The sequence below is a fragment of the Helicobacter didelphidarum genome (genome assembly GCF_003364195.1).
Lineage (GTDB): Bacteria > Campylobacterota > Campylobacteria > Campylobacterales > Helicobacteraceae > Helicobacter_A > Helicobacter_A didelphidarum.
Window position 1 is genome coordinate 1 of record NZ_NXLQ01000003.1, and the last position, 26,507, is coordinate 26,507.

A 26,507-nucleotide genomic window follows, 5' to 3' on the forward strand; every position below is an offset into this window, starting at 1 on the left:
ACATGTGCCACTGATAGCCTTACCATTCTCAAAAGTAATACTAAAACGCAATGAGCCATCTTTGTGATACCATTTCCACATACCATCTGCTTCGTGATTTTTATATGGAAATTCACCTTCAAGCCGTCCATTATCATAATACCATTTCACTACACCATCTAAGCTATCATTCTTATGTGGCATTTCTTCTCTAAGCCTCCCATTTTCGTGATATGTTTTAGCTACGCCGTGTATCTCGCCATCTTTATGTGGTATTTCTAGCTCTAGCTTCCCATTCTCATAATATTGCCTCTCGATACCATCAAATTTACCATTTTTGAATGAAATCTCATTGAGAATATTCCCATTTTTGCCATATATTTTCTTTGTGCCTTCCAACATACTATCTTTAAATGGTATTTCAATAGAAAGATTGCCATTTGCATAATATTCTCGTTCCGCACAGCCTTTGATTCTATCCTCATTAGTCTTGCACTCGGGAAGATTAGATTCTATGTTTGTAGAATCTGCAAAAGCCGCCCCATTTAAGCTTATCATCGCATATAATGCTATAAATGCTAGTTTTTTCATATTTAAATCCTTAATTATTTAGCTTAATCATCTCTCTAATCACACCCAAGCACGCTTATATCCCGCCCATTAAACTCGCTTAGTTTTTGAGCATCTATCTCTTTGCCATTGCTACATGTGCCACTGATAGCCTTACCATTCTCAAAAGTAATACTAAAACGCAATGAGCCATCTTTGTGATACCATTTCCACATACCATCTGCTTCGTGATTTTTATATGGAAATTCACCTTCAAGCCGTCCATTATCATAATACTCTTTCTCTATACCATTTTTTTTGCCATCTTTGTATGAAGTTTCTCTCCAAAGTTTGCGACTTTCATAATATGATTTCACTATACCATTTTTGAGTTTCCCTGATTTATCATAAAATGTTCTACTGATAAATGCATCATCTTTATACAAGCTCTCTTTTCTTTCGCCATTTTCATAATGCTCTTTCGTTATACCATTTTTCTTGTCATCTTTGTATGGAATTTCCCACTTAAGTTTCCCATTTTTACCATATAATTTCTCTATACCCTCTATCTTGCCATCTTTGTATGGAGTTTCTCTCCAAAGATTCCCATTTTCATAATATCTTTTCTCTATACCATTTTTTTCGTCATCTTTGTATGGAGTTTCTCTCCGAAGATTCCCATTTTCATCATATCCTTTCTCTATACCCTCTATCTTGCCATCTTTGTATGGAGTTTCCCGCTCAAGATTCCCATTTTCATCATACCATTTCCCTATACCATTTTTTTCGTCATCTTTATATGGAATTTCTCTCCTAAGATTCCCATTTTCATAATACTCTTTCTCTATACCCTCTATCTTGCCATTTTTGTATGGAGTTTCCCACATAAGATTCCCATTAAAATAATACTCTTTCTCTATACCATTTTTTTCGTCATCTTTGTATGGAATTTCCCACATAAGATTCCCATTATAATAATAGGCTCTCTCCATACAACCCTTTATCTTATCCTCATTATTTTTACATTCGGGGAGATTTGCTCCACAACCCACAAAATACACGCTTATCATCGCACACAATGCTATAAATGCTAGTTTTTTCATATTACTCCTTTAATTTAATTGCTTTTCGCAATAAAGTTCAAGTGTGCGGGACCTTGTAAATTCCTCATGCTCACGCAATTTTTCAGAACCTATTGTTCTGCCATTGCCACATGTGCCACTGATAGCCTTATCATTCTCAAAAGTAATACTAAAACGCAATGAGCCATCTTCGCCATAGTATTTCTCTATACCCTCTCTCTTGTCATCTTTGTATGGAATTTCCCTCAAAAGATTCCCATTTTCATGATACTCTTTCTTTATACCCTCTATCTTGCCATCTTTGTATGGAGTTTTTCTCCAAAGTTTGCCATTTATATGATATATTTTCGCTATACCATTTTTCTCGTCATCTTTGTATGGCATTTCTAGCTCTAGCTTCCCATTCTCATAATATTGCCTCTCGATACCATCAAATTTACCATTTTTGAATGGAATCTCATTGAGAATATTCCCATTTTCACCATATATTTTCTTTATACCATTTTTCTCGTCATCTTTGTATGGAGTTTCTATCCAAAGTTTGCCACTTTCATAATATGATTTCTCTATACCATCTACCTTGTCATCTTTGTATGGAGTTTCCCTCAAAAGATTCCCATTTTCATCATATCCTTTCTCTATACCATTTTTTTCGTCATCTTTGTATGGAGTTTCTCTCCAAAGTTTCCCATTTTCATGATAAAATTTCTCTACCCCATCTCTCTTGCCATCTTTGTATGGAATTTCTCTCCAAAGATTCCCATTTTCATAATATGTTTTTTCTATACCCTCTCTCTTGCCATCTTTATATGGAGTTTCTATCCAAAGATTCCCATTTGCATAATACCATTTCTCTACCCCATCTTTTTTGCCATCTTTGTATGGAGTTTCCCATCTAAGATTCCCATTTTCATTATATATTTTTGTTACTCCATCTCTTTTGCTATTTTTGTATGGGATTTTAGCTTTAAGCTTTCCATTTGTATGATATGCTCTCTCTACCCCTTGTATCTTACCATTTTTAGATTCCACCTCATAGGCAAGATTCCCATTATCATAGTATTCTTTCATCACTCCATTTTTAGGATTTCCTTGCATATCAAAGCATAGAGTTGCACTCACTGGGATAGAATCCACGACTTTACTTTCACATAGAGTATGCCCATAAAGATAACTCCTACCTATACCATTTGCTTCACCATTTTTTATTGGAGTTTCTGTTCGAGATTTCCCACTCTCATCACTTGCTATCAATAGGCAACCATTAATTCTATCCTCATCATTTTTACACTCTGGGAGATGACTATAATCCTCGCTTGATGGAGTAGGGATAGAATCCTCATTTATCCCACAACCCACAAAATACACGCTTATCATCGCACACAATGCTATAAATGCTAGTTTTTTCATATTTGCTTATCCTTTTATCATTCCATCAATTATCTGCATAGCACAGCTTACTGATTCTCATGATCTTTGAGTTCCTCATCAGTCAATATCCTGTCATCTATTGCCTTGCCATCTTTGTATGGAGTTTCCCTCAAAAGATTCCCATTTTCATAATACTCTTTCTTTATGCCCTCTATCTTGCCATCTTTGTATGGAGTTTCATACTTAAGATTCCCATTAGAATAATATATTTTCTCTATACCATCTTTTTTATCATTTTTATATGAAGTTTCTCTCCAAAGTTTGCCATTCTCATAATACTCTTTCTCTATACCATTTTTTTTGCCATTTTTGTATGGAGTTTCTAGCTCTAGCTTCCCATTCTCATAATATACTTTCTCTATACCCTCTATCTTGCCATCTTTGTATGGAGTTTTTCTCCAAAGTTTGCCATTTATATGATATGTTTTCTCTATACCATCTGCCTTGTCATCTTTGTATGGAGTTTCCCTCAAAAGATTCCTATTCTCATAATAGCTTTTCTCTATACCATCTTTTTTGCTATTTTTGTATGGAGTTTCTGTTCGAAGATTCCCTTGCGTACTATACTCTTTCTCTATACCATTTTTCTTGCCATCTTTATATGGAGTTTCTATTGAAAGTTCCCCATTTTCATGATATATTTTATGTGCATCATTTTTGAGTTTCCCTGATTTATCATAAAATGTTGCACTGATAAATACATCATCTTTATACAAGCTCTCTTTTCTTTCGCCATTTTCATAATATACTTTCTCTATACCATTTTTCTTGCCATCTTTATATGAAACTTCCCACTCAAGTTTCCCATTTTCATCATAGTATTTCTTTATACCATTTTGCTTGTCATCTTTATATGAAACTTCCCACTTAAGTTTCCCATTTTCATCATAGTATTTCCCTATACCCTCTATCTTGTTATCTTTGTATGGAATTTCCCTCAAAAGATTCCCATTTTTATCATATATTTTCTCTATACCCTCTATCTTGCCATCTTTATATGGAGTTTCATACTTGTTATACATATCATAATAGCTATACACACCATTTTTGAGTTTCCCTGATTTATCATAAAATGTTTTACTGATAAATACATCATCTTTATACAAGCTCTCTTTTCTTTCGCCATCTTCATAATATACTTTCTCTATACCATTTTTCTTGCCATCTTTATATGAAGTTTCTCTTGAAAGTTCCCCATTTTCATCATATCTTTTCTCTATACCATTTTTTTCGTCATTTTTGTATGGAGTTTCTTTCTGAAGATTCCCATTCTCATAATACTCTTTCTCTATACCCTCTATCTTGCCATCTTTATATGGAGCTTCCCACCTAAGCTTCCCATTAGAATAATAATAGCCTCTCTTCATACAACCCTTTATCTTATCCTCTTCATTTTGACACTCGGGGAGATTTGCTCCACAGCCTATAAAATACACGCTTATCATCGCACACAATGCTATAAATGCCAACTTTTTCATATTTGCTTATCCTTTTATCATTCCATCAATTATCTGCATAGCACAGCTTACCGATTCTCATAATATTTGAGTTCCTTATCGGTCAATATCCTGCCACCGCTAATTTTACCACTTATTGCCTTGCCATTTTCATACACGATACTAAGAAACAATGGGCCATCTTCGTTATAGTATTTCTCTATACCCTCTCTCTTGTCATCTTTGTATGGAGTTTCCCACTCAAGATTCCCATTTTTATAATACCATTTCTCTACCCCATCTTTTTTACCATTTTTGTATGGAATTTCTCTCCAAAGATTCCCATTATCATAATACCATTTCACTATACCATTTTTGAGTTTCCCTAATTCATCATAAAGTGTTTCACTGATAAATACATCATCTTTATACAAGCTCTCTTTTCTTTCGCCATTTTCATCATAGTATTTCTCTATACCATTTTTCTTGCCATCTTTATATGAAGTTTCTATTGAAAGTTCCCCATTTTCACGATATAATTTCGCTATACCCTCTATCTTGCCATCTTTGTATGGATCTTCTCTCCAAAGATTCCCATTTTCATAATATAATTTCTCTATACCCTCTCTCTTGTCATCTTTGTATGGAGTTTCCCACTCAAGATTCCCATTATCATAATATACTTTCTCTATACCATTTTCTTTGCCATTTTTGTATGGAGTTTCCCGCTTAAGATTCCCATTATCATAATACCATTTCTCTATACCATTTTCTTTGCCATTTTTGTATGGAGTTTCCCGCTTAAGATTCCCATCAAAATAATAGGCTCTCTCCATACAACCCTTTATCTTATCCTCTTCATTTTGACACTCGGGAAGATTTGCTCCACAGCCTATAAAATACACGCTTATCATCGCATATAATGCTATAAATGCTAGTTTTTTCATATTTAAATCCTTAATTATTTAGCTTAATCATCTCTCTAATCACAGCCAAGTCTGCTCTTATCCAGCCTCCAAAGCTCCCTGAGTTTTTGAGAATCTATTGTCTTGCCATTACCACATTTACCACTGATAGCCTTACCATTCTCAAAAGTAATACTAAAACGCAATGAGCCATCTTCGCCATAGCGTTTCTCTACACCATCTCTCTTGTCATCTTTGTATGGAATTTCCCTCAAAAGATTCCCATTTTCATGATACTCTTTCTTTATACCCTCTATCTTGCCATCTTTGTATGGAATTTCCCTCAAAAGATTCCCATTAGAATAATAGACTCTCTCCATGCAACCCTTTATCTTATCCTCATTATTTTTACACTCTGGCGAATGGCTAGAATCTCCGCTTGATTTTATAGAATCTACTACTACGCCACTTGTATAACCCACAGATTGCAAACTCAATGCACCAAATATCATTATAAATGCTATTTTTTTCATCATTCAATCCTTGTATTTATAGATATTATCCTTTAATCACAATCAATCTTGGTCATATCCAAACGCCCTTTTTCTTCAAATCTACGCAAATAATTAGAATCTATCTCTTTGCCATCACTACATACACCACTGACAATTTTATTGTTTTCAAAAGTGAGACTGAAGTGCAATGAGCCATCTTCGCGATACCTCTTTATCTTACCCACTATCTTGTTGTTTCTATATAGTGCCTCACTATTAAGATTGCCATTTTCCCAATACAATCTAAATACCCCATCTATCCCATCATTTTTATATGGAGTTTCTGCTTTAAGATTCCCGCTTTGATAATAGCTCCGCTCCACACAGCCTTTTATTTTATCCTCATTGTTTTTGCACTCTGGGAGATGGCTATAATCCTCGCTTGATGGAGTAGGGCTAGAATCTGCATTACTAGAATCTTGCGTGCTAGAATCTAATGAGCCATCTTCGCGATACCATTTCGTTTTGCCATCTTTTATGCCATCTTTGTATGGAGTTTCTATCCAAAGATTCCCATTCTCATAATACCATTTCTCTACCCCATCTTTTTTACCATCTTTGTGTGGAGTTTCCCACATAAGATTCCCATTCTCATAATACCATTTCCCTACCCCATCTTTTTTACCATCTTTGTATGGAGTTTCCCATCTAAGATTCCCATTTTCATTATATATTTTTGTTACTCCATCTCTTTTGCTATTTTTGTATGGGATTTTAGCTTTAAGCTTTCCATTTGTATGATATGCTCTCTCTACCCCTTGTATCCTACCATTTTTAAATTCCACCTCATAGGCAAGATTTCCATTTTCATGGTATTCTTTAACGACCCCATTTTTGGGATTTCCTCGCATATCAAAGCATAGAGTTGCACTCACTGGGATAGAATCCACGACTTTACTTTCACATAGAGTATGCCCATAAAGATAACTCCTAACTATACCATTTGCTTCACCATTTTTTATTGGAGTTTCTGTTCGAAATTTCTCACTCTCATCACTATATATCCACAGGCAACCATTAATTCTATCCTCATCATTTTTACACTCTGGGAGATGACTATAATCCTCGCTTGATGGAGTAGGGATAGAATCCTTATTTATCCCACAGCCTATAAAATACACGCTTATCATCGCACACAATGCTATAAATGCTAGTTTTTTCATATTTCAGTCCTTGATTCTCAAATATTTGCCAAACATATCCTAATGCGACTTGAGATGAGTGTCAAGAGTTTTTCACAATCGACATTCATAAATGAAATTTTCGCATTCATTATTGATAGCTTGTTCTTTTGCAAAAGAGGAGTATATCATAACTTTGTCAAATCCAATTTCTTTGAGGCATTGCTCCATTTCGCCAAGCTCATAGAGATGTGTTTGAAAGTCCATATATTGACTTTCAAGCAATGTCGCACCATCATAGAGTTCATACACGCTGGGCGAAAATTGTGTCTTGCTTGTTGTATCATAAAAATTTTTGGTTTTTGCTATCAAGTCATAGCCTTCTTGTGTCTTTACAGCAAGTGAGGGCTTATAATCTATGTCATCTTCACACTGACAAGCAATCGTATCTACTGCAAAGACAAGCCTCCCGCCCGAAGTAAGCAAACCCTTCAGATGAGAGAGAATCTGTTTGCAGAGATTCATATCTGTAAAAAGCGAAATCGAACCTGAAGGGATAAAAATATAATCAAATTGATGATAAAAAGTGTGGTGCATAATTTCGCCGTGAATGACATTGGCATTTGGAGCTTTTTGCCGCAACCTCTCAAGCATTTCGCACGAATTATCAATACCCATAATATCAAATCCTCTTTGCAAAAAAGGAATAAGAAATCGCCCACTCCCGCACAATGGCTCTAGAATCTTATCGCTTTTCTTCGCATAAGAAAGATAAAAATCTAGCTCATCACTCGGGGCTTTTTCGTGCAATATCTCATACATCTGTGTGCAAAGATTGCCATAATAGTTTTGTTTATTCATTGTATTATGTTTGTCCTATAAAATTATTTGTGATTCAAAAGTTTTTTATAATTTTTACATTTTAAATGATTCCAGAAGAACAAAGTACAATATAATGCCCTACTCTTTTTATTTTACCTTCTAGTTCGTATTCCAAAACTTTGTCGCCAAATTTCTCTAATGCGACATCAAAACTCCCATGATTTTTTGCAAACTCAATCAATTCATCATGCTCAATCTCCATAGAATCTAATTTAAAATATTCTCGAGTTATTTGGAAAAAAGATTCTATATTATAAATACATCTCGCATGATTTTTATCAAGTAATTCCTGTGTGCCTAGACTCTCATTTAATCTATGTGGCAGGACAAATAAAGGTTTTCCCAATGCAACACTAAGATTTGCCGATGAGCTTGAACCACTTCGTATATCGGCTTGCGGGATAATAACTATATCGCTTAATGCGATAATAATGCGATTTCGTTCTAAGAAGCTATGCTTTCGTGGCATAAAATCATATTCATACTCACTTAAAACAAGTCCATTTGTGCGAATAAAGTCTAGAATCTTTGCACTTTCTTTTGGATAATTCATATTAACACCTGAAGGTAACACAACAATACTTTTTTCTTTACTATTTTGATGTGCCACACTATCTACGCCAATTGCCCCACCACTTACAATTACACACCCCATAGATACAAGTTCTGTGGCAAGGTATGAGCTATAATACTTCGTATATTGATTGGGTGTACGTGTACCAACAATGGCAACTTTTGGTTGCTTTAATAAATCAAGATTCCCTTGTGCAAAAATACCTTGAAAATCTTTATATAAATGCTTACTAGAAAGCTTTGCTTCTTTTGCAATTGTTCGGATATTTTGCAAAGTTTGGAGTGTAGATTCTGATACATATTGTTGCAATATATCAGGAGTAAGAAAAGTTGCATCATTTGACATGAAATATCCTAAAAATACTTAAACATTAAAAAATGAGATTAGAGATCTGTGAATCTTTATCTACTTTATTACTACTTGTTCATCTTGCTTGTTTCCTAATATATTATCTTTGCAGAATTTTCTTTGATTTCAAAAAGAAAGAATTTAAGTATAACATGCTTTATTTATAATAATACAAAAAGATTCTGTAAGTATGAAATTAAAATTCTATCTAAGTTTTATGGATTATTGCAATATTCCATTTTCTTGCAAGAAAATAAAACTCTAGTTTATTAAAAACAACAAAACTAAATCTTTATGAGTTTATTATATAATTTTGCTTATTTCTGTAATATGTAGAAAAATAGAGAATCTCTGCATAATGTAAATTATTAAAAAGCATTCTTTTTCTTTTATCGGAATTAGAAAAATCCAAATATAGCTAAAGGTGGAAATAATATGAGTAAAACACTGATAGAACCACGCACTTTAAGTGGATTTAAAGACAGATTACCAAAAGAGGCTTATGCAAAAGCAAGTATTCTGTCCATAGTAAGCGAAGTTTTTTTAAGCTATGGCTTTATGCCAATTGAAACGCCACATATAGAATATGCTGATATATTGATAAAACAAGGTAGCGACGAGATTCAAAAAGAACTTTATCGTTTTAAGGATCATGGTAATCGCGATGTTGCCTTACGATTTGATCAAACTGTACCCTTAGCACGTTTTATTTCACAACATAGACATGAATTAGAAATGCCCTTTAAACGTTATGTTATTGGTAATGTATTTCGAGGAGAAAGGGCGCAAAAAGGGCGATATAGAGAATTTACCCAATGTGATTTTGATTTTATTGGAAGCGATTCCTTGAGTTGTGATGCAGAAACTTTGCAAGTAATTTGTAATTCCTTACATGCACTTAATTTACAAGAATTTACAATTTGGTTAAATCACCGAGATGTTTTAAATGGCATTTTTGAATATTTCAAGATTCAAGACAAAATTGAATCTGGCTTACGCATTATTGATAAGTTAGACAAAATTGGATTAGATTCGGTAAAAAATGAATTAGAAAAAGAACTTTGTATAAATAAAGAAGCAGTTGATGAGATTTGCACAATTATCACAATGAAGCAAACTGCACATTATAGTGAATTTTTTAAAGAAATAAGCTATTTGAAATCATATAATCAAACACTAAAAAAAGGGTTAGATGATTTAGAATCTATGTTACATATTTTAGATGGATTGGAAACTGATATTTCAATTTTTAGAATCAATTTTTCCATTGCTCGAGGACTTGGGTATTATACAGGGATTGTGTATGAGACAACACTCAATCGCCTCAAAAATATTGGAAGTGTTTGTAGTGGTGGTAGGTATGATAATCTTACACAAAGCTTTAGCACAGAGAGATTAAGTGGCGTTGGAGCAAGCATCGGAATTGATAGGTTGATAGCTGCTTTACTGGAGCTTGACTTACTTGAGCAAAAAGGCACAATGGCACGAGTATTGATTATTGCAATGCAAAAAGAATATTTTGTCTTTGCCCATAAGATTGCAGAAACTTTACGGCAAAGCAAAATTAAAGTTGAAGTATATCCGGATGCTGTGAAGATGAAAAAATCTTTAGGATATGCAAATGCAAAAGGGCATGAATTTAGCATTATTATTGGCGAAGATGAATTTAGGACCAAAACACTTACCGTAAAAAGTATGTCTTCGGGCATGCAACTTGAAAGTGTTAGTATATTGCGTGCTTTACAAATTATTAAGGAATCCTAGAATTTAAAAAATATTATAGTAAGGATTTAATATTGTATATAAAATGAGAATCTCCTTACTAACTTAATGATAAAATATAAAGGCAAAACATTTCTCAATCTATCTTTATGTAATATGAAAACAGAAGAAAATTACTTACAGAATCTAAGGAGGGATAAAAATGATATATTATATATTAGCCTTGATTATGGGATTAGCAGTGGCGTTACAAGCCCCAATAAATTCAGCACTCGGGAGAGATTTGCAGAGTTCACCTATTATTGCGGCACTCATTTCATTTTTTATTGGCACAATATGTCTTGCAATACTTGCTTATTATAATGGATTGTTTCATGCGAGTCTTTTTAAGGCATTGACAACACAAACATGGTGGAAATTTCTAGGTGGTGTCTTGGGTGCATTTTTTGTATTTGGCACGATATTTCTTTCCCCAAAAATAGGACTTACAAGTATGTTTTTGGTTGTGCTATTTGGACAACTGATTATGAGTATGCTACTTGATAATATGGGTGCCTTTAGTCTGAGTGTGAGACCCATTTCGTGGGAGAAAGTCTCAGGAATTTGCGTTGTGTTCGCAGGGCTTTTACTATTTTTCTCACGAGAAATAGTAAAATAGATTCTATAAATATAGTGGTGGAATAAAAAATCGCCATAGCTAAAATGATGCTTGGCCTACAAACCCAAGATAGAAAATCTCATTACAAATCTCTGTTTTGAGATAGATCTAAAAAATAAATAAAAACAACAAAAGATTGGATATTTGATGAATAGAATTACTAAAATAGGAATTTTTGATAGTGGTGTTGGTGGATTAACCGTGTTAAAAAGCTTAATTGAGGAAATAGGCTTTGAGAAAATAATTTATTATGGCGATACTGCCCGTGTCCCTTATGGAAATAAAGATCAAGAAACAATTATTCGTTTTTCGCTTGAAGCATTAGAATTTTTTAAACATTTTAATCCAGATTTATTGATTGTTGCATGTAATACTGCTTCAGCCCACGCACTCAAAGCAATGCGTGAATGTTCACATATTCCTATCGTTGGAGTCATCGAATCTGGTGTGCAAGCATTACGACAACGTAATATTAGCTATGAAAAACAAATATTAGTGCTTGGAACAGAAGCCACCATAAAATCTGGTGTTTATGATACAAGTTTGCGTGAATTAGGTTATACAAATGTTGTTAATATTCCCACAAATCTTTTTGTAAGTTTGGTAGAAGAAAATATCTTTGATGGTGAAGTTGTTGAAGCTACTTTCCGTTATTATTTTCCGCCAACACTCAAACCAAGTGCAGTAATTTTAGGTTGTACACATTTCCCTTTGCTTTTAGAATCTCTGCAAAGATTCTTTGGAAGTGATACACTTTTTATTCATTCTGGAGAAGCAATTGCAAACTTTTTACAACAGCATTATCACAATAAGATTCTACAAAAAACACACAACACAACAAAAAGTGATATAGAATTTTTTGCAAGTGATAATATTAATAAATTAAAACAAACTGCAAGAAATTGGCTTAAAAATGACAGCTATTATAGCAAGTAAAATTCGTGTGATTAGAATCTAGTCTCTAAAAAACCCACCTTAATCTTAATAGAGTCCCTTATTTCTTGTTTGATATAATCTTTTAACACTAGAAAATTATTGTGTTATAGGGTATTCTTGCCCCCATAATCCTATTGCCTTTATTTGATGCAATTAAGTGCCATGTTAAATCTATTCAGTTATTTTTGATAATACATTCAAAATTTTATACGTTTTCCTCATTGAATACCACAACAAAAGAATATAAATATATCTCTTTAATTTTTAAGATTCTAAGCTCCCCATATCAATCACATAGCGGAATTTTGCCTTGCCATTTGTGAGATTTTCATACGCCATATTGATTTCATCAGCGCGAATAATCTCTGTCTCGGGATAGATTCTATGTTCAAGTGAGAAATCAAGCATTTCTTGCGTCTCTTTAATCCCGCCAATCAAGCTCCCATACACTTTTTTATTTGCTTGAAAGACAAGCCTTGTCATATCAGTTTCTATACTCTCGCCACTTGGTGGTAGCCCTACAATCGCCATTTCCCCGCCATTTTTGAGGAGATTAATATAACTCATCGGGTCATATCGTGTAGGGATAGTGGAGATGATAAAGTCAAATCGCTCCTTGATAGAATCTAGCTTATCAGTCGTGTAAAGTGCCTTTGCACCAAGTCTCAACGCCTCTTGCTTCTTATTCTCATTGCGCGCGAATACACTCACTTCCGCACCCATTTTTATCGCGTATTTCAACGCCATCACGCCAAGTCCGCCAAATCCAGCCACACCGACTTTATCACCCTTTTTGATTTTGCTAAATTTTAGTGGCGAATAAGTCGTAATCCCCGCACAAAGCAATGGAGCGACTTTATCAAGTGGTGCGTCTTTGGGGACTTTGATAGCGAATTTCTCGCTCACAACGATATTATTACTATATCCGCCAAAAGTCGGCTCATCATTATGGAAGCAGTCTTTGCAGTCATAAGTCAATACCATTTTGCCATTTTCGCAGAATTGCTCATTGCTCGCCTTACACGCTGCACATTCGCCACAGCTATTCACCATACAGCCTACTCCTGCGTAGTCGCCAACTTGAAATTTGCTCACTTTACTTCCTACCGCGACAACTTTACCAGCTATTTCATGTCCGGGCACCATAGGATAAATGCCCTCATGCCATTCGCTCCGTGCGGAATGTATGTCGCTATGGCAGATTCCAGCGTATAGAATTTCAATGAGTATGTCATTCTCGCCAAGTGCATGACGCGTGAAGCTAAAGGGTTTGAAAGTATCATCTTTGTTTGCAACGGCATAACCTTTCGCACTAATGCGCTTGCCTGTTTGCGCCTCATCTAAATTACTTTTTAATAACATTGTTAACTCCTTAACATATAAAATCATGATAGAATTATACACGATAAGACTTACTATCAGTCAAGAGGTAAAATAAAAAATATAGAAAATTGTTTGATGTAAAAGTAAAAAAATCTTTTTATAAAATCTCTATAATATCTAAAGTAATCCCTCAACTAATGTTTGCTATGATATTAGAATACAGACAAAGACATTTTACCAATCATAAATCCAATCTATTCATACTGCTACTATAATTCTTTACGCAATCTTGTAAGCAATGTATCATTAATTTCTTGCATGTAGATTCTCTTATGCTTCTTTTGTTTTTGATAAAAAACCTCATCGCTACATTGTTGCAAATCTCTCTTGGAATTATCACAATATTTTGCACCATAGCTCCATAAAAATGGTTGATTTTCATAGCTTCTTGCACTTATATGAGAATCTTTTGGCACATAAAATGTAAGAAAATATATGAGTGTTCCATAAGAATCTTCAAGAGATTTTTGCAATTCAAGAGTAAAAAATTGATCATTCACAATAATGCGGGTTTTACAATTCTCATCATTAAACTCACAATTTATATTTAATGCAAAATCTGCTCTTAAAACCAATGTATTGCTTATATTGTCTTGTTGCATCATTCTTTCTTGCAATTCAAAATACTTCTTTCCATAAATCGTGGCTATTGTATTGGTTGGTGCAATATAGCTTTGACATTGGTTTTGCATTTCTATAAGGAGAAAATCTCTTTGAATCACTTCACTATTTGTTTGGTGATACAACAAAGGTAAAGTGGTTATTTTATTTTCTTCCTGTGTAGAAAAACTTAAATCCCATTCAATACCAATAGCTTCTTGAATAACTTGTAAATTAGATTTATTCAGTATTTGTTCCAGAGATTGGGAGTGTGGATTTGTAAAATTTATTGTGATTGGAAATGTTTGACTATTTTGCATACATGCTGTTTCAAATGCAAAAATAAAATTATAATTAAAAGTATAGAGAAATATAGAAAAAAATAAAATTCTTACCATATTAACCCTTACGAAAATGCAACATACATTTTAATAAAATACAAAGCTTAGAATCTAAAATCATACCATATTGATAATGTTCAAAAGCAACAACATAGCAAATAAATGAGGCTATTATATGACCCTTATGCTCGTTATATATAATCAAGCTTCAAGTTTGTAACCAACACCGCGTACTGAAATAATATATTGTGGATTTTTAGGATTTTCCTCAATTTTTGAACGCAATCTACCAATAATAACATCAATACTTTTATTGGAACTCTCTGGATTTATTGATTCCGATTCAATTGCAATTGCTTCGCGACTAAAAACATGCCCTTTTTTACTAATTAGTAAAGTAAGAATCTCATATTCAGCTCGCGTAAGATCAAGCTTCTTTTCTTTAAAATACACTTCTCTTGTATCTTTATCTATACGAAAAATAACTGACTTGTCGGCTGTTTTTTCTTCAGCAAGTTTTTGTGAATAACGACGCAATAGAGACTGAATACGTGCCACCAACTCTTTTGGATCATATGGTTTAGGGATATAGTCATCTGCACCATTATCAAGTGCTTTTACCTTATCGTTAATATCACTTCTCGCTGATGATATAATAATTGGTATATTTTTTTGTTTTGCTACTTTTTTACAAACTTCTAAACCATCAAGATTAGGCAATGTAAGATCAAGCAACAATAAATCAAAATGCTTTGTTGCTAAAGCTGACATGCCTGTATATGGCTCATCATAATTTGTTACATTAATATCATGCTCCTTCAGATAATCACTTAAAACTTCTGCTAATTCAACATCATCTTCTATCATTAGAATCTCTAGCATACAAAACCTCTCCATTATAAAAGCAACATTTTATAGTATAATATCTAAAAAATACCTTAAAACAGCAACTATAAAACTTTTTCTCTATTTTTTCTATTATTATTCCTGTTTATATTTCACTATATAAATGAAGAATGATATGTTATATTCTGGTTTTCCATGTATAACCAATATTATAATTAAACCCACAAGAATTTTTTGTAAAATTGAAGATTTCAATAAATAGATAAACTCCTACGACTATTGAAGAATATAAATCCGTTTCTTATTTAGTTCTATGTTGTAATCTCACTTTTATAGAACTAAAATCAACACTTCTGTAAAAAACCAGATAATCACCTACAAAGAATGCTAAAATATCATATTCTTTCCATACTTTTTTGTTATAATGCTACACTAAATAAGCGATCATGAGGATTGATATGAAAAATATTCCCAATATTTTAACTTTTTCGCGCATTGCTTTATCCATTTTATTACTCATTGTCTTACTTTATTGGGAATCTATTATCCCCAAATGGGTAGATATTTCATGGCGTAATTATTGTGCATGTTTAATCTTTTGTATAGCCTCAATTACAGATTTCTTTGATGGTTATATTGCTCGACAATTCAATCTTGGTAGCACATTTGGAGAAGTGTTTGATCCTCTGGCTGATAAAATGCTTATTCTTGGAGCATTTATTGGGCTTTTGTGGCTTGAAAGAGCAAGTGCTTGGGCAGTTTTTATTATTTTATCACGCGAATTTTATATCACAGGACTTCGTGTTGTTGCAGCCAATTTCCACCAAAATATTGCTGCAAGTTCACTTGGAAAGTATAAAACAGGTTTTCAGATTCTAGCAATTGCTTTCTTACTTGCTGATTTTTTCCCTGGTGGCACTCTCTTTTTATGGATTGCAGTATTTGTTACACTTTATTCGGGAGTTGATTATACTTTTAAATATTATAAGGCAATAAAATAATGGGGATTATTTCTGCCATTCTTGCACTTTCTTTTCTTATTTTTTTTCATGAATTAGGACATTTTTTAGTAGCTAGAATGTTTGGCGTGAGAGTAGAAATTTTTAGTCTTGGGTTTGGAGCTAAGATTTTTTCATTCTCTCACAATAATACAGAGTATCGTCTCTCTCTTATCCCGCTTGGTGGATATGTAAAACTCAAGGGAGAAATTCAACCTCAAGATTCTTATCAAAATTTGAAAAAAAATGTTATTGATATGCATAATGAGAATCTTATATATGCTCAATCCATTGGAGATTCCTTAAATGACAAACACCCATTACAACGAATAATTATTCTTTTTGCTGGTCCATTTTTTAATTTCCTTATAGCCTTTTTACTTTATCTTATTCTTATTATCACACAGGGAGTGCATGTTGCAAATAAAGATTCTATCATTGGGTCTGTGAATAAAGATTTTGCTGCCTATAATCTTTTGCAACCTTATGATAAAATTATCAGTATAAATGATTTAGAAGTAAAAACATTTCAAAATATTGGAGAAATTTTAAATCAAGATTCCCTACAAGATAAAGATATAGGAAATATAAGACATAAGCAAGAATTTGCAAAAATAATACTTTTACGTCCCAAACAATTAGAATCTTTCAAAGCATCATGTGATAAAACACTAACATATGCTGATGATTCTCATATGTATCAATGCGATACAAGCAATGCAAATGCTTTCGAGAAAATGGAGATAAAAATCCCTATAAGTATTTATGAAAATAAAAAAGTGCTAGGTATTACCGCACTTACAAAAATTCATTACCCAAATATTATAGAATCTTTAATTTTGTCTTATGATTATACAAAGAATGCAATTATGATGATTTATGATGGACTTCAAAAACTTATTGCTGGAGTAATTGGGTTTGATAATATCAGTGGGGTTATTGGCATTGCAGAAATAAGTGCAAAGGCATATCAATCAAGTTTTACAAGTTTTTTACTTATTATCGCTTTAATTTCAGTGAATCTTGGCATACTAAATCTTTTGCCCTTACCCCTACTTGATGGGGGACAAATTGTTTTTACAACTTACGAATGGATTACTAAGAAACCCATTCATCAAAATGTTGCGAATTTGCTTGTTGTTTTGGGATTTAGTTTTATCGTTGGACTTATGTTGCTTGGGGTTTACAATGATATAACAAGGATTGCAGAAAATTATAAATAAAATTCTCAACAGCTTAAGAGCTGTGTTTGATGATTGTAAAAGCTTATATCTCAATCTTTTATTTACAAATAAAAGATTGAGAGTTTTTGACCTATACTGTATGTGTAGATTCCAAGTATGATATTGCTTCAAGTGCTGCTTGTGCACCATCGCCAGCTGCACAAATGACTTGTTTTGGAGCATCAATACGAATATCACCTGCAACAAACAAGCCTTTTACACTTGTATGCATTTTTAAGTTTGCAACTACTGAACCATATCTATCGACTTCACAGAGATAAGAATCATCTGTTTGTCGCAATACTTGATTATTTACTTCATACCCAACAAATTCAAAAATTACAGGGACTTTTAATTCTGATATTTCATTTGTCTCAAGATTTTTTATTTTTAATCCAGTAACACCCGCATTATCCCCACAAATCTCTTCAACAGCATAGGGAACTAAAAAGTTAATCTGTGGGTTTGCCTTTGCATGCTCAACCGTAATTGGTGCAGCACGAAAACCATCTCTTCTATGAATAAGATGAACCTTTGAAGCAAATTTTGTAAGATATATTGCTTCTTCTAACGCTGTATCACCACCACCAAGCACAGCCACCTCTTTCTTTTTATAGAAAAACGCATCACAAGTCGCACAAGTGCTTACACCTTTGCCCCAAAATTCTTGTTCACCCTTAATATTAGATTTTTTAGGGCGACCACCCGTTGCAATGATAACAGCTTTTGCTTCTTGTGTTGTTTCACCCTTCCCTTCATCGAAAACAATACGGAATACATCACCATGCTTTTCAATTCGGATAACTTCTGCCATCGTATGCTTAAGTCCAAAACGAAAACATTGTTCCTGCCATGGTTCCATAAAATCAATTCCAGATTTTACTTCAGCTACACCGGGATAATTTTCAATTTCACTACTTCCTGTGATTTGCCCACCCGGTGCACCTTTTTCAAATAATACAACATTTTTAATGCCACCTCTGGTAGCATACAAACCAGCGGATAGTCCAGCAGGACCGCCACCAATAATTGCTAAATCTATCATATTCTTAGCCCAACAAAGCATTTAGCTTTTCTTGCAATACAGCTTTTGATTGTGCACCAATTAATGTCTCTTTAGGCTGACCATCTTTCATAAATATGATTGTAGGAATACTACGGATTCCAAAACTTGTGCTTAATTCCTCTTCTTCGTCTGTATTTACTTTACAGATTTTTGCACTTCCTTCATATTCTTTTGCTAATTCATCGATTACAGGTGATAACATTTTACATGGACCACACCAAGGTGCCCAAAAATCTACGAGTGCAACACCCGTCTGTGTAACTTCTTGAAAATTTGATTTATTTAACTCAATATAATTTGCCATACTATGTCTCCTTAAATTTTGAAAATATATAGTTATGGCTATAATTATAACAAGATTTCAGTTAATAATTTCTAAATCAAACAATAGTATATATCATTAGATAATTTTTATACTTTAATATATCCTAATTTTGACAATTAAGATTTTTACAATATTATATTTAAACTATGATATACAAACATTCATTTTTAATTTCAGCTTTGCAACAAAATACAAAAAAATAAAAAACCACAGATTCTGTTGCCTTTACTTTGTTAATAAGTAGCATCAAGCCCTATACCAAATTCAAACATAAGCATAAAGCTTTTATCCATGATATGATATGTAATACCACCTTTTTCTAATGGATCTGCTTGATAATAGCTACCTCGTATCTTTGCATAAAAATCTGGCTTTTTACGCCTCTTCTCATAAACACCATCATAATCTCTACGCATAATCACACCAAGTCCCATATCAATGCGGTAGCCATTAAAAAAAACTAAATCATTAAAATAAAAGCTTGCAAAACGTGTAAATATCGTATGGGCATATCCTATTTGATATTCTAAATCTATATCCTCTCGTAGAGCATATCTACCAAGTATGCTACCACCTAAATATACTGATATATGTCGCAGTCTCTGTTCTCTATTACCATAAAAATCTTGCCGTTCTGCAGGCATATCAAGTGAGATAAACAAAGGATTTTTCATTGTATTCGCATTGACACCAATATGGAGTGTAGCATTATAAAAGAAATGCAGTCTGTTAGATATTACATCTGCATTACCAATAAAATTCCCTTGTATAGTAGAATTACCCAAACCACCATATAAATCCACACCTGCATATAGCCTATTGCTCCAATAACCTCCTGCATAACCCGTTAAAATACCACCAATATTGCTATAATTAGGTGTATTTATACTATTAAAATTACTATAATACATCCCAACACCAAAGCGTAAATCATCGCAACGACTTTCATAGCAACGATAAGCATAAGTGATATTGGTCAAAATAAATAATAAAAAAAAATAGATTCTCAATAGCATAAGAATTTACCTCATTAAAAATCCACAGACCATTCAACCTTACCTTCATCGCATGCACCACCTGTGCCACACTCTATACCCCAACTAACTAAACCAAGTGCTACTCCTATTGCTAAGCCAATAAGAAAAGATATGAAAAACTTACCTTTAGTCTCTTCCATTTCTCCTTGAGAAAGCATAGCAACATTCACATTCTCTTTACCAAATAAGAAATCTGCATCAGATTGTTGAAATTGTGTGTGTGAAGTTTGCACTTGTGCTACTTGAGCATTTGCTGATAATGAACTCATACCAAGTGTTAAAGCTAACACAAAAATACTAAAAAGCCTTTTCATAGAACTTTTCTCCTTGTAAAGTAAAAAATATTTAACTCTACTAACTTAGATTATACTAACTTAAAACTTAATGTATTCTTAAAAAGAAAGTATTAAATATACTACTATTTTCTTTTTAAAAAGTTTTACAATTTGTTACAATGTATTATTAAAGTTTATATTTTTAATGAAGCAAGTGGGCTTTAGAACATATCAAATCGCTGTGATTATCGCAAATACGGTTCGCCCAACAATAAACATGAACAATCATGTATGTTTGGATTCTAAAATAAGATTTTCTAAATTTTTTGTTTTATAAGTTGTATTTCTATATAGAATCTACACCCGACGATAACTTAGTGCTTCTAGGATATGTTGCTTTTGTATCATATCACAGCCGTCCATATCAGCCAATGTGCGTGCAACTTTTCGAACCTTTTGTTCTCCACGATAGCTTAGGTTAAATCGTTGCTTGGCTTGTTCAAGGAGATTTTTACAAGTTTCATCAAGAATGCAATATTGTTCTACTTGCATTTCAGAGAGTTTCCCATTAAAAATAATTCTTCCATTGGAATTGATTTGCCCACGATGAATTTGTCTTTCAAACACTTTAAAAACAATTTGTTGCATAGTTTTAGAATCAAGTTTTTGTGTTTTTTTGGTTGTTGCTTGTGGTTGTTCCTGCATTTGTATATAGAGATCGATTCTATCTAAAAAAGGCTCACTAAGATGATTACGATAAGACCGAATTTCAGAATCTTTACATCGACATTCTTTTGTACTTGAGAGGAGATTCCCACAAGGACAGGGATTCATTGCCGCAACAAACAAGAATGAAGTGTCATAAATAATCTTTGCATTTACACGCGAAATTGCAAGTTGGTTGTTTTCTAATGGTTCTCGTAATGCCTCTAAAATATCTTTTTTAAAATAAGGCAGTTCATCAAAGAAAATCATTCCATTATGTGCAAGTGCAACCTCTCCAGGACTAATTTTAAACTGCGACGCACTCCCTAAAATACTAGCTTTAGAAGCACTTTGGTGAGGTGCACGAAAATTTCTTTTTGGGCGGTATTGCAGCGATTGTTCATTAAAGGCTTGCAATTTTACACTTTCTATCATCTCTGTAAGACTTAAGGGCGGTAAAATATATTGTAGCCGTTTTGCAATCATACTTTTACCACAGCCTGGACTTCCTTCAAAAAGAATATTGTGGAATCCACATGCAGCAATCAAGGCTGCATGGATTGCCCTTTCTTGATTCTTGACTTCATAAAAATCATTTTCAAATACATCATCAAAATAATATTTTTGATTATTAACTATAATCGATTGAAATGCAAAATCTTTCGTTTCGTGTATTGGTAGAATGTCTCCCTTTAGAATCTCCAACGCCTCTAAAACATTAGAAGCAAAAGCCATTTGGAGATTGGGAATCTTACTAAAAAGTTCTTTCGCCTCATGAGGTAAAATTACCTTTGATTGTGGATAATAGAGTGCAATATCTAAAAGCATAGGGTAAATTAATGGAACACTTTTAATGAATCCATCTAATCCAACCTCTCCAAAGGCAAACCATTTATCAAGGCTCAAACTCTCTTTGCTTGCTGCAATCAATAGTGCAATGGGTAAATCAAATTGACTGCCATTTTTTGGTAAATCCGAAGGCGAGAGATTCACATTAAGCTTTAATGGGGGAAATTCGATACCAAGGTTTGTTAATGCACTTGCAACACGATGTTGGGATTCTTTAATAGAGCTTGAAGCCAAGCCTGTAATATTAAACGCTGGTAACCCCCGCGTAAAAGTTGCCTGAACCTCAACTACCTTTGCATCTAAGCCATCTTGTGTTGCACAATATATTTTATTAACCATTAATCTCTCCCTTAATCCTCTTCTTTCATTTATTGTCTATTATTGTATCTAAAAACTCCCTAAAATTTAGTTTTATATGCTTCTTTAAAACTTCATGAAATACAAAAAATTGAAATGTTGTAGATTTTAAGATATTATTTCTAGACTTAATATAGGACACACACAAATAAATATTACATAATCATAAATTTAATGTTCTTAACAATTAAAATGCTATTATTCCACATACAACTACGATTTTTATTATTCTTGAATTAAGGAATCTCCATGCTAAAACATATCGCTATTCCTGCTTTTTATCGTATGATACTACTATCATTATTCTTTTTTATGATGTGTGGTAACAAGCTTTGGGCTGAAGATAAAACCATTATGATTACAAAAGAAACTGATAATATTCCAAATATTCAAGTTGTAAGTGTTGATGGAAATGAAAATACCATGAAGATTTATAAAATGCTTGTGCAAGATTTACGCGTAATGGGTCATTTTAATGTTTATTATGATGATACTTTACGCACGAATGTCTTACAAAATAATCTCGCATTACAAGATTATAGAAATAAAAATATGAATTTTATTGCACAAATTTCACATAAAAAACAAGGGGATACCATTACTGGCATTCTCACTCTCTATGATTTTTCAAACAATCAACAAGTATCTCTTGAATACACACAAGATGAGGTTGAAAAATATCCTTTTATTGCACATGCTATGGCAACTTATTTAAATGAGTATATTAAAGCTGCAGATATTAGTTGGATTAATCGTTATGTAATTTTTTCTAGTTATCTTGGAAGTGCCAAAAATAGCATTGTTATTTCAGATTATACTTATACTTATCAAAAAACTATTATTAGTAATGGTTTAAATGTTTTTCCTAAATGGGCAAATTCAAAACAGACAGAATTTTATTATACACTAATTACTGATGAAGCTACAATTTATAAATACAATATGTATAATGGAGAAAACACAAGAATTATTTCTTCTCAAGGCATGGCAGTCGTCTCTGATGTCTCACAAGATGGAACAAAACTTCTCATGTCTCTCGCACCTGTAGGACTAAGTGATGTTTTTCTATATGAAACACAAACAAAAAAAACAACACAACTTACAAATTATTCAGGTATCGATGTGAACGCACACTTTATGAATAATGAAAAAAGCTTTGCTTTTGTATCAGATAGACTTGGGTATCCTAATGTTTTTATACAAGATCTCAAACCAAACGCAAATGTTACCCAACTTGTTTTTCAAGGAAAAAATAATAGCACACTTTCGACCTTTGGACAATATGTTGTTTATTCAAGCCGAGAAAGCGATGAGGAAACTGGGCTAAATGTTTTCAATCTCTATCTTGTTTCATCACAAAGCGATTATGCAAGGAGGCTGAGTAAAATTGGAACAAACCGCATACCAAAATTTTCAAGCGATGGAGATTCTATTATGTATTTAAGACAAGATAAAGGAGAAAATGCGATAGGTATCATTCGCCTTTCTATCAATAAAAGTTTTCTTTTTCCATTAAAAAATATAAAAATTCAGGCTTTTGATTGGTAAAATGAGAAATTTTCTGATAGAATAACATGATTATTTATGTTCGAGGAGATTATATGAAATATCTGAAACTTTCTAGCATACTATTTGCATTGCTATTAGCAGTAGGTTGTGGAACAAAAAATGTGAAGGCTGATGGAGATACAACAAAAACAACACAGAATCCAGCAACAGAACAACAAGAAGAATATCCAGATGGACAAACAAATAGTGATGTTGGGGCAATGAGTGGCGATGCTATTGATTCGGATGGTAATACAACAGGGATGGATAATAATTCAAATGAAGAAGATGCAACAGCAGGAGCAATAGAGGAAACTATCGATGAAGCCGATACTGCCAATAATTCAAATGAAGAAGATGCAACAGAAGCAGTAGCTTCGGTAGATTCTCTTACAACAATTTATTTTAACTTTGACAAATATGAAATTCGTGATGATATGAAAGATTATATTCGTGCAAATGCAGAATATATCAAGAATCAAGGTATTAAATCTATTATCTTGCAAGGAAATACAGATGAGTTTGGGAGCGATGAATATAATATGGCACTAGGACAAAAACGAGCAATTTCTGTCCGAGATGCCCTCGTTATGCAAGGATTACCAAAAAATATGTTTTCAACAATCTCGTATGGCACACACAAACCCGTATGTCAAGAAAGAACAACAGAATGTTATGCGAAAAACAGAAGAACAGATATTGTTGAGAAGAAATAATTTTTTATACGGACCATAAAAAATTATAGTTGTTGTTTATACGAATAATGCTAATTTTCATAATACAAGGAATTAGCGAAAATCGCTTATTTTGCTCCTAATCATCTTTTAGATATTTGTATATCATGAACAATGTAGTTTCTTTCGAGAAAAATATTAGAGTATATGGAATCTATATGAATAAAATATTCATATCTAAATATCGGAAATATTATAAATGTATATGAAACAATAGGTTTGGAGGAATATTTATGCAGCGTATGTGGTTTTCTGGTATTGCAATAATATTTTTTGTGATAGTTTGTTATGGGGACAAAAATATTCAACCAAATATTACAACCACAAAATCTATGATATATACAGAAGTTCAACATATTCCTGCTGTTTTAGATAACAATTCTGGCAAAGGAGATTTTATGCAAAATTCTCATTTTGCATTTAATGATTTAATCGGAAATAGTAACAATAGTAATGGTGGAAATTATGGGCCAGAAGGTGCATTCATGCCACTTGACTATGGAAATTATGGGGATATAGAAATTAATCACAGATTAAATAACGATAGCAATAACAATGGAAAAGATAATACACTTTCCCATACAGATAACCAAACAATAGAACAAAATAACAATGGCAATAGTCTTTCAGACGACCCTTATATAACAACACAAAAAAATTTTAACACAGATTCTAATCATATGAGCAATCAAAATGATTTTAGCAATCTTACAGTTGGCAATAGACACAATAATGGCACTGATACACTTGCCCTTGATTCGCTAAGTGCAATTTACTTTGACTTTGACAAATACAATATTCGTGAAAATATGAAACCATACATCCAAGCAAATGCGGAATATATTCGACAAAACAATATTCAAGCTATTGTTCTGCAAGGAAATACAGATGAGTTTGGGAGCGATGAATATAATATGGCACTAGGACAAAAACGAGCAATTTCTGTCCGAGAAGCATTAATATTACAAGGATTACCGCGAAATATGTTTTCGACAATCTCGTATGGCACACACAATCCTGTATGTTATGAAAAAACTCAAGAGTGTTATGCACAAAATAGACGGACAGAGATTGTTGAAAAAAAGTAGAAAGGTATAAGAATGTTGAATATTTTTAGATTTCTTATGACTATTACATTGTGTTCTATTGTTATGTATGCCGAACCATCAGCTTTTGAGCTTCAAAGTGGGGCCACGAAAAAAGATATGCGTGACTTAAAGGATATTGCAGATTTCACACGCTCTGTTATTTCTGATTTTCAGAATAAAATTGCAAATCTTGAGCAAGCAGTTGATGGATTAAAAACTGTATATGAGGGTATGAGTGCCACTTCAAGGCAAGATACTTTGATTCTAAGAGGTCAAATAGAAAAAATTGAGAATCTGCAAGGTATTGTAGATTCATATCAGAATGCTTACAAAACACAAACTGATCTGGTTAAAATACTTCAAGCACAAGTTCAAGCAAATACAAATAATATTGAGCAAATTAATCAAAAAATTGATAAACTCTCAGAAGCTTTTTTGCAAGCAAACGATGAGATTTTGAAACAAATTCAAGTATTAAGTCAACAAGCATTAGATTTACAAAATAATATACAAGGCATACAAAATCAACCAATTATTGAAACAATTAAAATGGAAAACCCAAATCCAAAAAAACAATATAATTTTTCATCTAACAATACAGATAATCTTAAAGAAGCAAAAAATTTATTACGACAAAAAAAACTTGATGATGCAAAAGCATATTTTGAATATTTAATTGATCAAAAATTCGCTATTGCAGAATCAAGTTATTATGTAGGTGAAATTTATTATGCCCGAAAAGAATATAACGAGGCATTACCATACTACAAAACAAGTGCAAGTTTGGATAGTAAAGCAAAATATATGCCGATATTATTATGGCATACTGCATGGTCATTTAAATATTTGGGTGATAAGAAAAATTACAACAAATTTTTAACAACCTTGGTTGCCTTGTTCCCAACGAGTGAGCAAGGTCGTAAAGCCCAAGATATTTTGAACCAAAATTAGGAGA

The 26,507-nt window shown here is 32.9% G+C and carries 26 protein-coding genes; 9 read left to right on the forward strand and 17 right to left on the reverse strand.

All coding sequences use genetic code 11. The features are described 5' to 3' along the window. From CQA53_RS02565 to CQA53_RS02605, 9 genes are all read right to left on the reverse strand, one after another. A partial coding sequence (locus CQA53_RS02565; protein WP_147289988.1) for a toxin-antitoxin system YwqK family antitoxin occupies positions 1-570 on the reverse strand: 570 nt, incomplete at its 3' end. A 35-nt stretch (positions 571-605) separates the two neighbouring features. Next, on the reverse strand, positions 606-1,631 hold the full coding sequence (locus CQA53_RS02570) for a toxin-antitoxin system YwqK family antitoxin (RefSeq protein WP_245945589.1): 1,026 nt from the start codon (positions 1,629-1,631) through the stop codon (positions 606-608). Positions 1,632-1,640: 9 nt separating this feature from the next. Beyond that, entirely contained in the window at positions 1,641-3,020 is a 1,380-nt protein-coding gene (locus CQA53_RS02575) for a toxin-antitoxin system YwqK family antitoxin (protein WP_115542467.1), read from the reverse strand. A gap of 47 nt (positions 3,021-3,067) precedes the next feature. Next, on the reverse strand, positions 3,068-4,519 hold the full coding sequence (locus CQA53_RS02580) for a toxin-antitoxin system YwqK family antitoxin (RefSeq protein ID WP_115542468.1): 1,452 nt from the start codon (positions 4,517-4,519) through the stop codon (positions 3,068-3,070). Between the two features lie 47 nt (positions 4,520-4,566). Continuing rightward, positions 4,567-5,424: a toxin-antitoxin system YwqK family antitoxin gene (locus CQA53_RS02585; RefSeq protein ID WP_245945591.1), complete on the reverse strand. Its 858-nt coding sequence runs from the start codon at positions 5,422-5,424 to the stop codon at positions 4,567-4,569. A 35-nt stretch (positions 5,425-5,459) separates the two neighbouring features. Further along, on the reverse strand, positions 5,460-5,915 hold the full coding sequence (locus tag CQA53_RS02590) for a toxin-antitoxin system YwqK family antitoxin (RefSeq protein WP_181882330.1): 456 nt from the start codon (positions 5,913-5,915) through the stop codon (positions 5,460-5,462). Positions 5,916-5,947: 32 nt separating this feature from the next. Then, positions 5,948-7,099, reverse strand: a complete 1,152-nt coding sequence (locus CQA53_RS02595; protein WP_115542470.1) for a toxin-antitoxin system YwqK family antitoxin — start codon at positions 7,097-7,099, stop codon at positions 5,948-5,950. Positions 7,100-7,171: 72 nt separating this feature from the next. Beyond that, positions 7,172-7,918 carry a class I SAM-dependent methyltransferase gene (locus tag CQA53_RS02600; RefSeq protein ID WP_115542471.1) on the reverse strand — a complete coding sequence of 249 codons (747 nt, stop codon included), beginning with the start codon at positions 7,916-7,918 and terminating at the stop codon, positions 7,172-7,174. Positions 7,919-7,979: 61 nt separating this feature from the next. Continuing rightward, entirely contained in the window at positions 7,980-8,858 is an 879-nt protein-coding gene (locus tag CQA53_RS02605; protein ID WP_115542472.1) for a DNA-processing protein DprA, read from the reverse strand. Positions 8,859-9,308: 450 nt separating this feature from the next. Between CQA53_RS02605 and hisS the strand changes: the two genes are divergently transcribed. The 3 genes from hisS (at position 9,309) to murI (ending at position 12,177) form a co-directional block, all read left to right on the forward strand. After that, positions 9,309-10,625 carry a histidine--tRNA ligase gene (gene hisS, locus CQA53_RS02610; RefSeq protein WP_181882337.1) on the forward strand — a complete coding sequence of 439 codons (1,317 nt, stop codon included), beginning with the start codon at positions 9,309-9,311 and terminating at the stop codon, positions 10,623-10,625. A 160-nt stretch (positions 10,626-10,785) separates the two neighbouring features. After that, positions 10,786-11,241, forward strand: coding sequence for a DMT family transporter (locus tag CQA53_RS02615; protein WP_115542474.1), 456 nt, complete (start codon positions 10,786-10,788; stop codon positions 11,239-11,241). A 147-nt stretch (positions 11,242-11,388) separates the two neighbouring features. Further along, positions 11,389-12,177, forward strand: a complete 789-nt coding sequence (gene murI, locus CQA53_RS02620; protein ID WP_115542475.1) for a glutamate racemase — start codon at positions 11,389-11,391, stop codon at positions 12,175-12,177. A gap of 264 nt (positions 12,178-12,441) precedes the next feature. On the opposite strand, the gene CQA53_RS02625 is transcribed toward murI, so the two are convergent. The 3 genes from CQA53_RS02625 to arsR all read right to left on the reverse strand — a co-directional run bounded on the left by CQA53_RS02625 (position 12,442) and on the right by arsR (position 15,383). Then, the gene (locus tag CQA53_RS02625; RefSeq protein ID WP_115542476.1) at positions 12,442-13,539 is read right to left on the reverse strand and encodes an NAD(P)-dependent alcohol dehydrogenase; all 1,098 of its coding nucleotides are present in this window, start codon (positions 13,537-13,539) and stop codon (positions 12,442-12,444) included. Positions 13,540-13,769: 230 nt separating this feature from the next. Then, a complete protein-coding gene (locus CQA53_RS02630; RefSeq protein ID WP_115542477.1) occupies positions 13,770-14,558 on the reverse strand; it encodes a hypothetical protein in 789 nt (262 codons plus the stop codon). Between the two features lie 144 nt (positions 14,559-14,702). Then, positions 14,703-15,383 carry an acid response regulator transcription factor ArsR gene (gene arsR, locus CQA53_RS02635; protein WP_115542478.1) on the reverse strand — a complete coding sequence of 227 codons (681 nt, stop codon included), beginning with the start codon at positions 15,381-15,383 and terminating at the stop codon, positions 14,703-14,705. A gap of 422 nt (positions 15,384-15,805) precedes the next feature. Between arsR and pgsA the strand changes: the two genes are divergently transcribed. Together pgsA and rseP are read left to right on the forward strand one after the other, a co-directional pair. After that, positions 15,806-16,348 (forward strand): CDP-diacylglycerol--glycerol-3-phosphate 3-phosphatidyltransferase, encoded by a 543-nt coding sequence (gene pgsA, locus CQA53_RS02640; RefSeq protein WP_115542479.1) that lies wholly within the window; start codon positions 15,806-15,808, stop codon positions 16,346-16,348. Further along, positions 16,348-17,568 (forward strand): RIP metalloprotease RseP, encoded by a 1,221-nt coding sequence (rseP, locus tag CQA53_RS02645; protein WP_115542480.1) that lies wholly within the window; start codon positions 16,348-16,350, stop codon positions 17,566-17,568. Before pgsA ends, rseP begins: the two co-directional genes overlap by 1 nt. Positions 17,569-17,659: 91 nt before the next feature. Here rseP and trxB read toward each other — a convergent pair whose 3' ends face one another. The 5 genes from trxB to CQA53_RS02670 all read right to left on the reverse strand — a co-directional run bounded on the left by trxB (position 17,660) and on the right by CQA53_RS02670 (position 22,164). Continuing rightward, a complete protein-coding gene (gene trxB, locus CQA53_RS02650) occupies positions 17,660-18,613 on the reverse strand; it encodes a thioredoxin-disulfide reductase (RefSeq protein ID WP_115542603.1) in 954 nt (317 codons plus the stop codon). Positions 18,614-18,617: 4 nt separating this feature from the next. After that, the gene (trxA, locus tag CQA53_RS02655) at positions 18,618-18,938 is read right to left on the reverse strand and encodes a thioredoxin (protein WP_115542481.1); all 321 of its coding nucleotides are present in this window, start codon (positions 18,936-18,938) and stop codon (positions 18,618-18,620) included. Positions 18,939-19,192: 254 nt separating this feature from the next. Continuing rightward, complete coding sequence (locus tag CQA53_RS02660; protein WP_115542482.1) at positions 19,193-19,975, reverse strand: hypothetical protein; 783 nt, start codon at positions 19,973-19,975, stop codon at positions 19,193-19,195. A gap of 14 nt (positions 19,976-19,989) precedes the next feature. Next, positions 19,990-20,310 (reverse strand): hypothetical protein, encoded by a 321-nt coding sequence (locus CQA53_RS02665; protein WP_115542483.1) that lies wholly within the window; start codon positions 20,308-20,310, stop codon positions 19,990-19,992. Positions 20,311-20,628: 318 nt separating this feature from the next. Next, positions 20,629-22,164 carry a YifB family Mg chelatase-like AAA ATPase gene (locus tag CQA53_RS02670; RefSeq protein WP_115542484.1) on the reverse strand — a complete coding sequence of 512 codons (1,536 nt, stop codon included), beginning with the start codon at positions 22,162-22,164 and terminating at the stop codon, positions 20,629-20,631. 267 nt (positions 22,165-22,431) lie between these two features. On the opposite strand from CQA53_RS02670, the gene tolB reads away from it, so the two are divergent. The 4 genes from tolB (at position 22,432) to CQA53_RS02690 (ending at position 26,503) form a co-directional block, all read left to right on the forward strand. After that, positions 22,432-23,730 (forward strand): Tol-Pal system protein TolB, encoded by a 1,299-nt coding sequence (tolB, locus tag CQA53_RS02675; RefSeq protein ID WP_245945593.1) that lies wholly within the window; start codon positions 22,432-22,434, stop codon positions 23,728-23,730. 53 nt (positions 23,731-23,783) lie between these two features. After that, complete coding sequence (locus tag CQA53_RS02680; protein ID WP_115542485.1) at positions 23,784-24,446, forward strand: OmpA family protein; 663 nt, start codon at positions 23,784-23,786, stop codon at positions 24,444-24,446. Positions 24,447-24,697: 251 nt separating this feature from the next. Beyond that, entirely contained in the window at positions 24,698-25,552 is an 855-nt protein-coding gene (locus tag CQA53_RS02685) for an OmpA family protein (protein WP_245945595.1), read from the forward strand. A gap of 12 nt (positions 25,553-25,564) precedes the next feature. Continuing rightward, complete coding sequence (locus CQA53_RS02690; protein WP_245945597.1) at positions 25,565-26,503, forward strand: tetratricopeptide repeat protein; 939 nt, start codon at positions 25,565-25,567, stop codon at positions 26,501-26,503. Positions 26,504-26,507 lie beyond the last annotated feature (4 nt).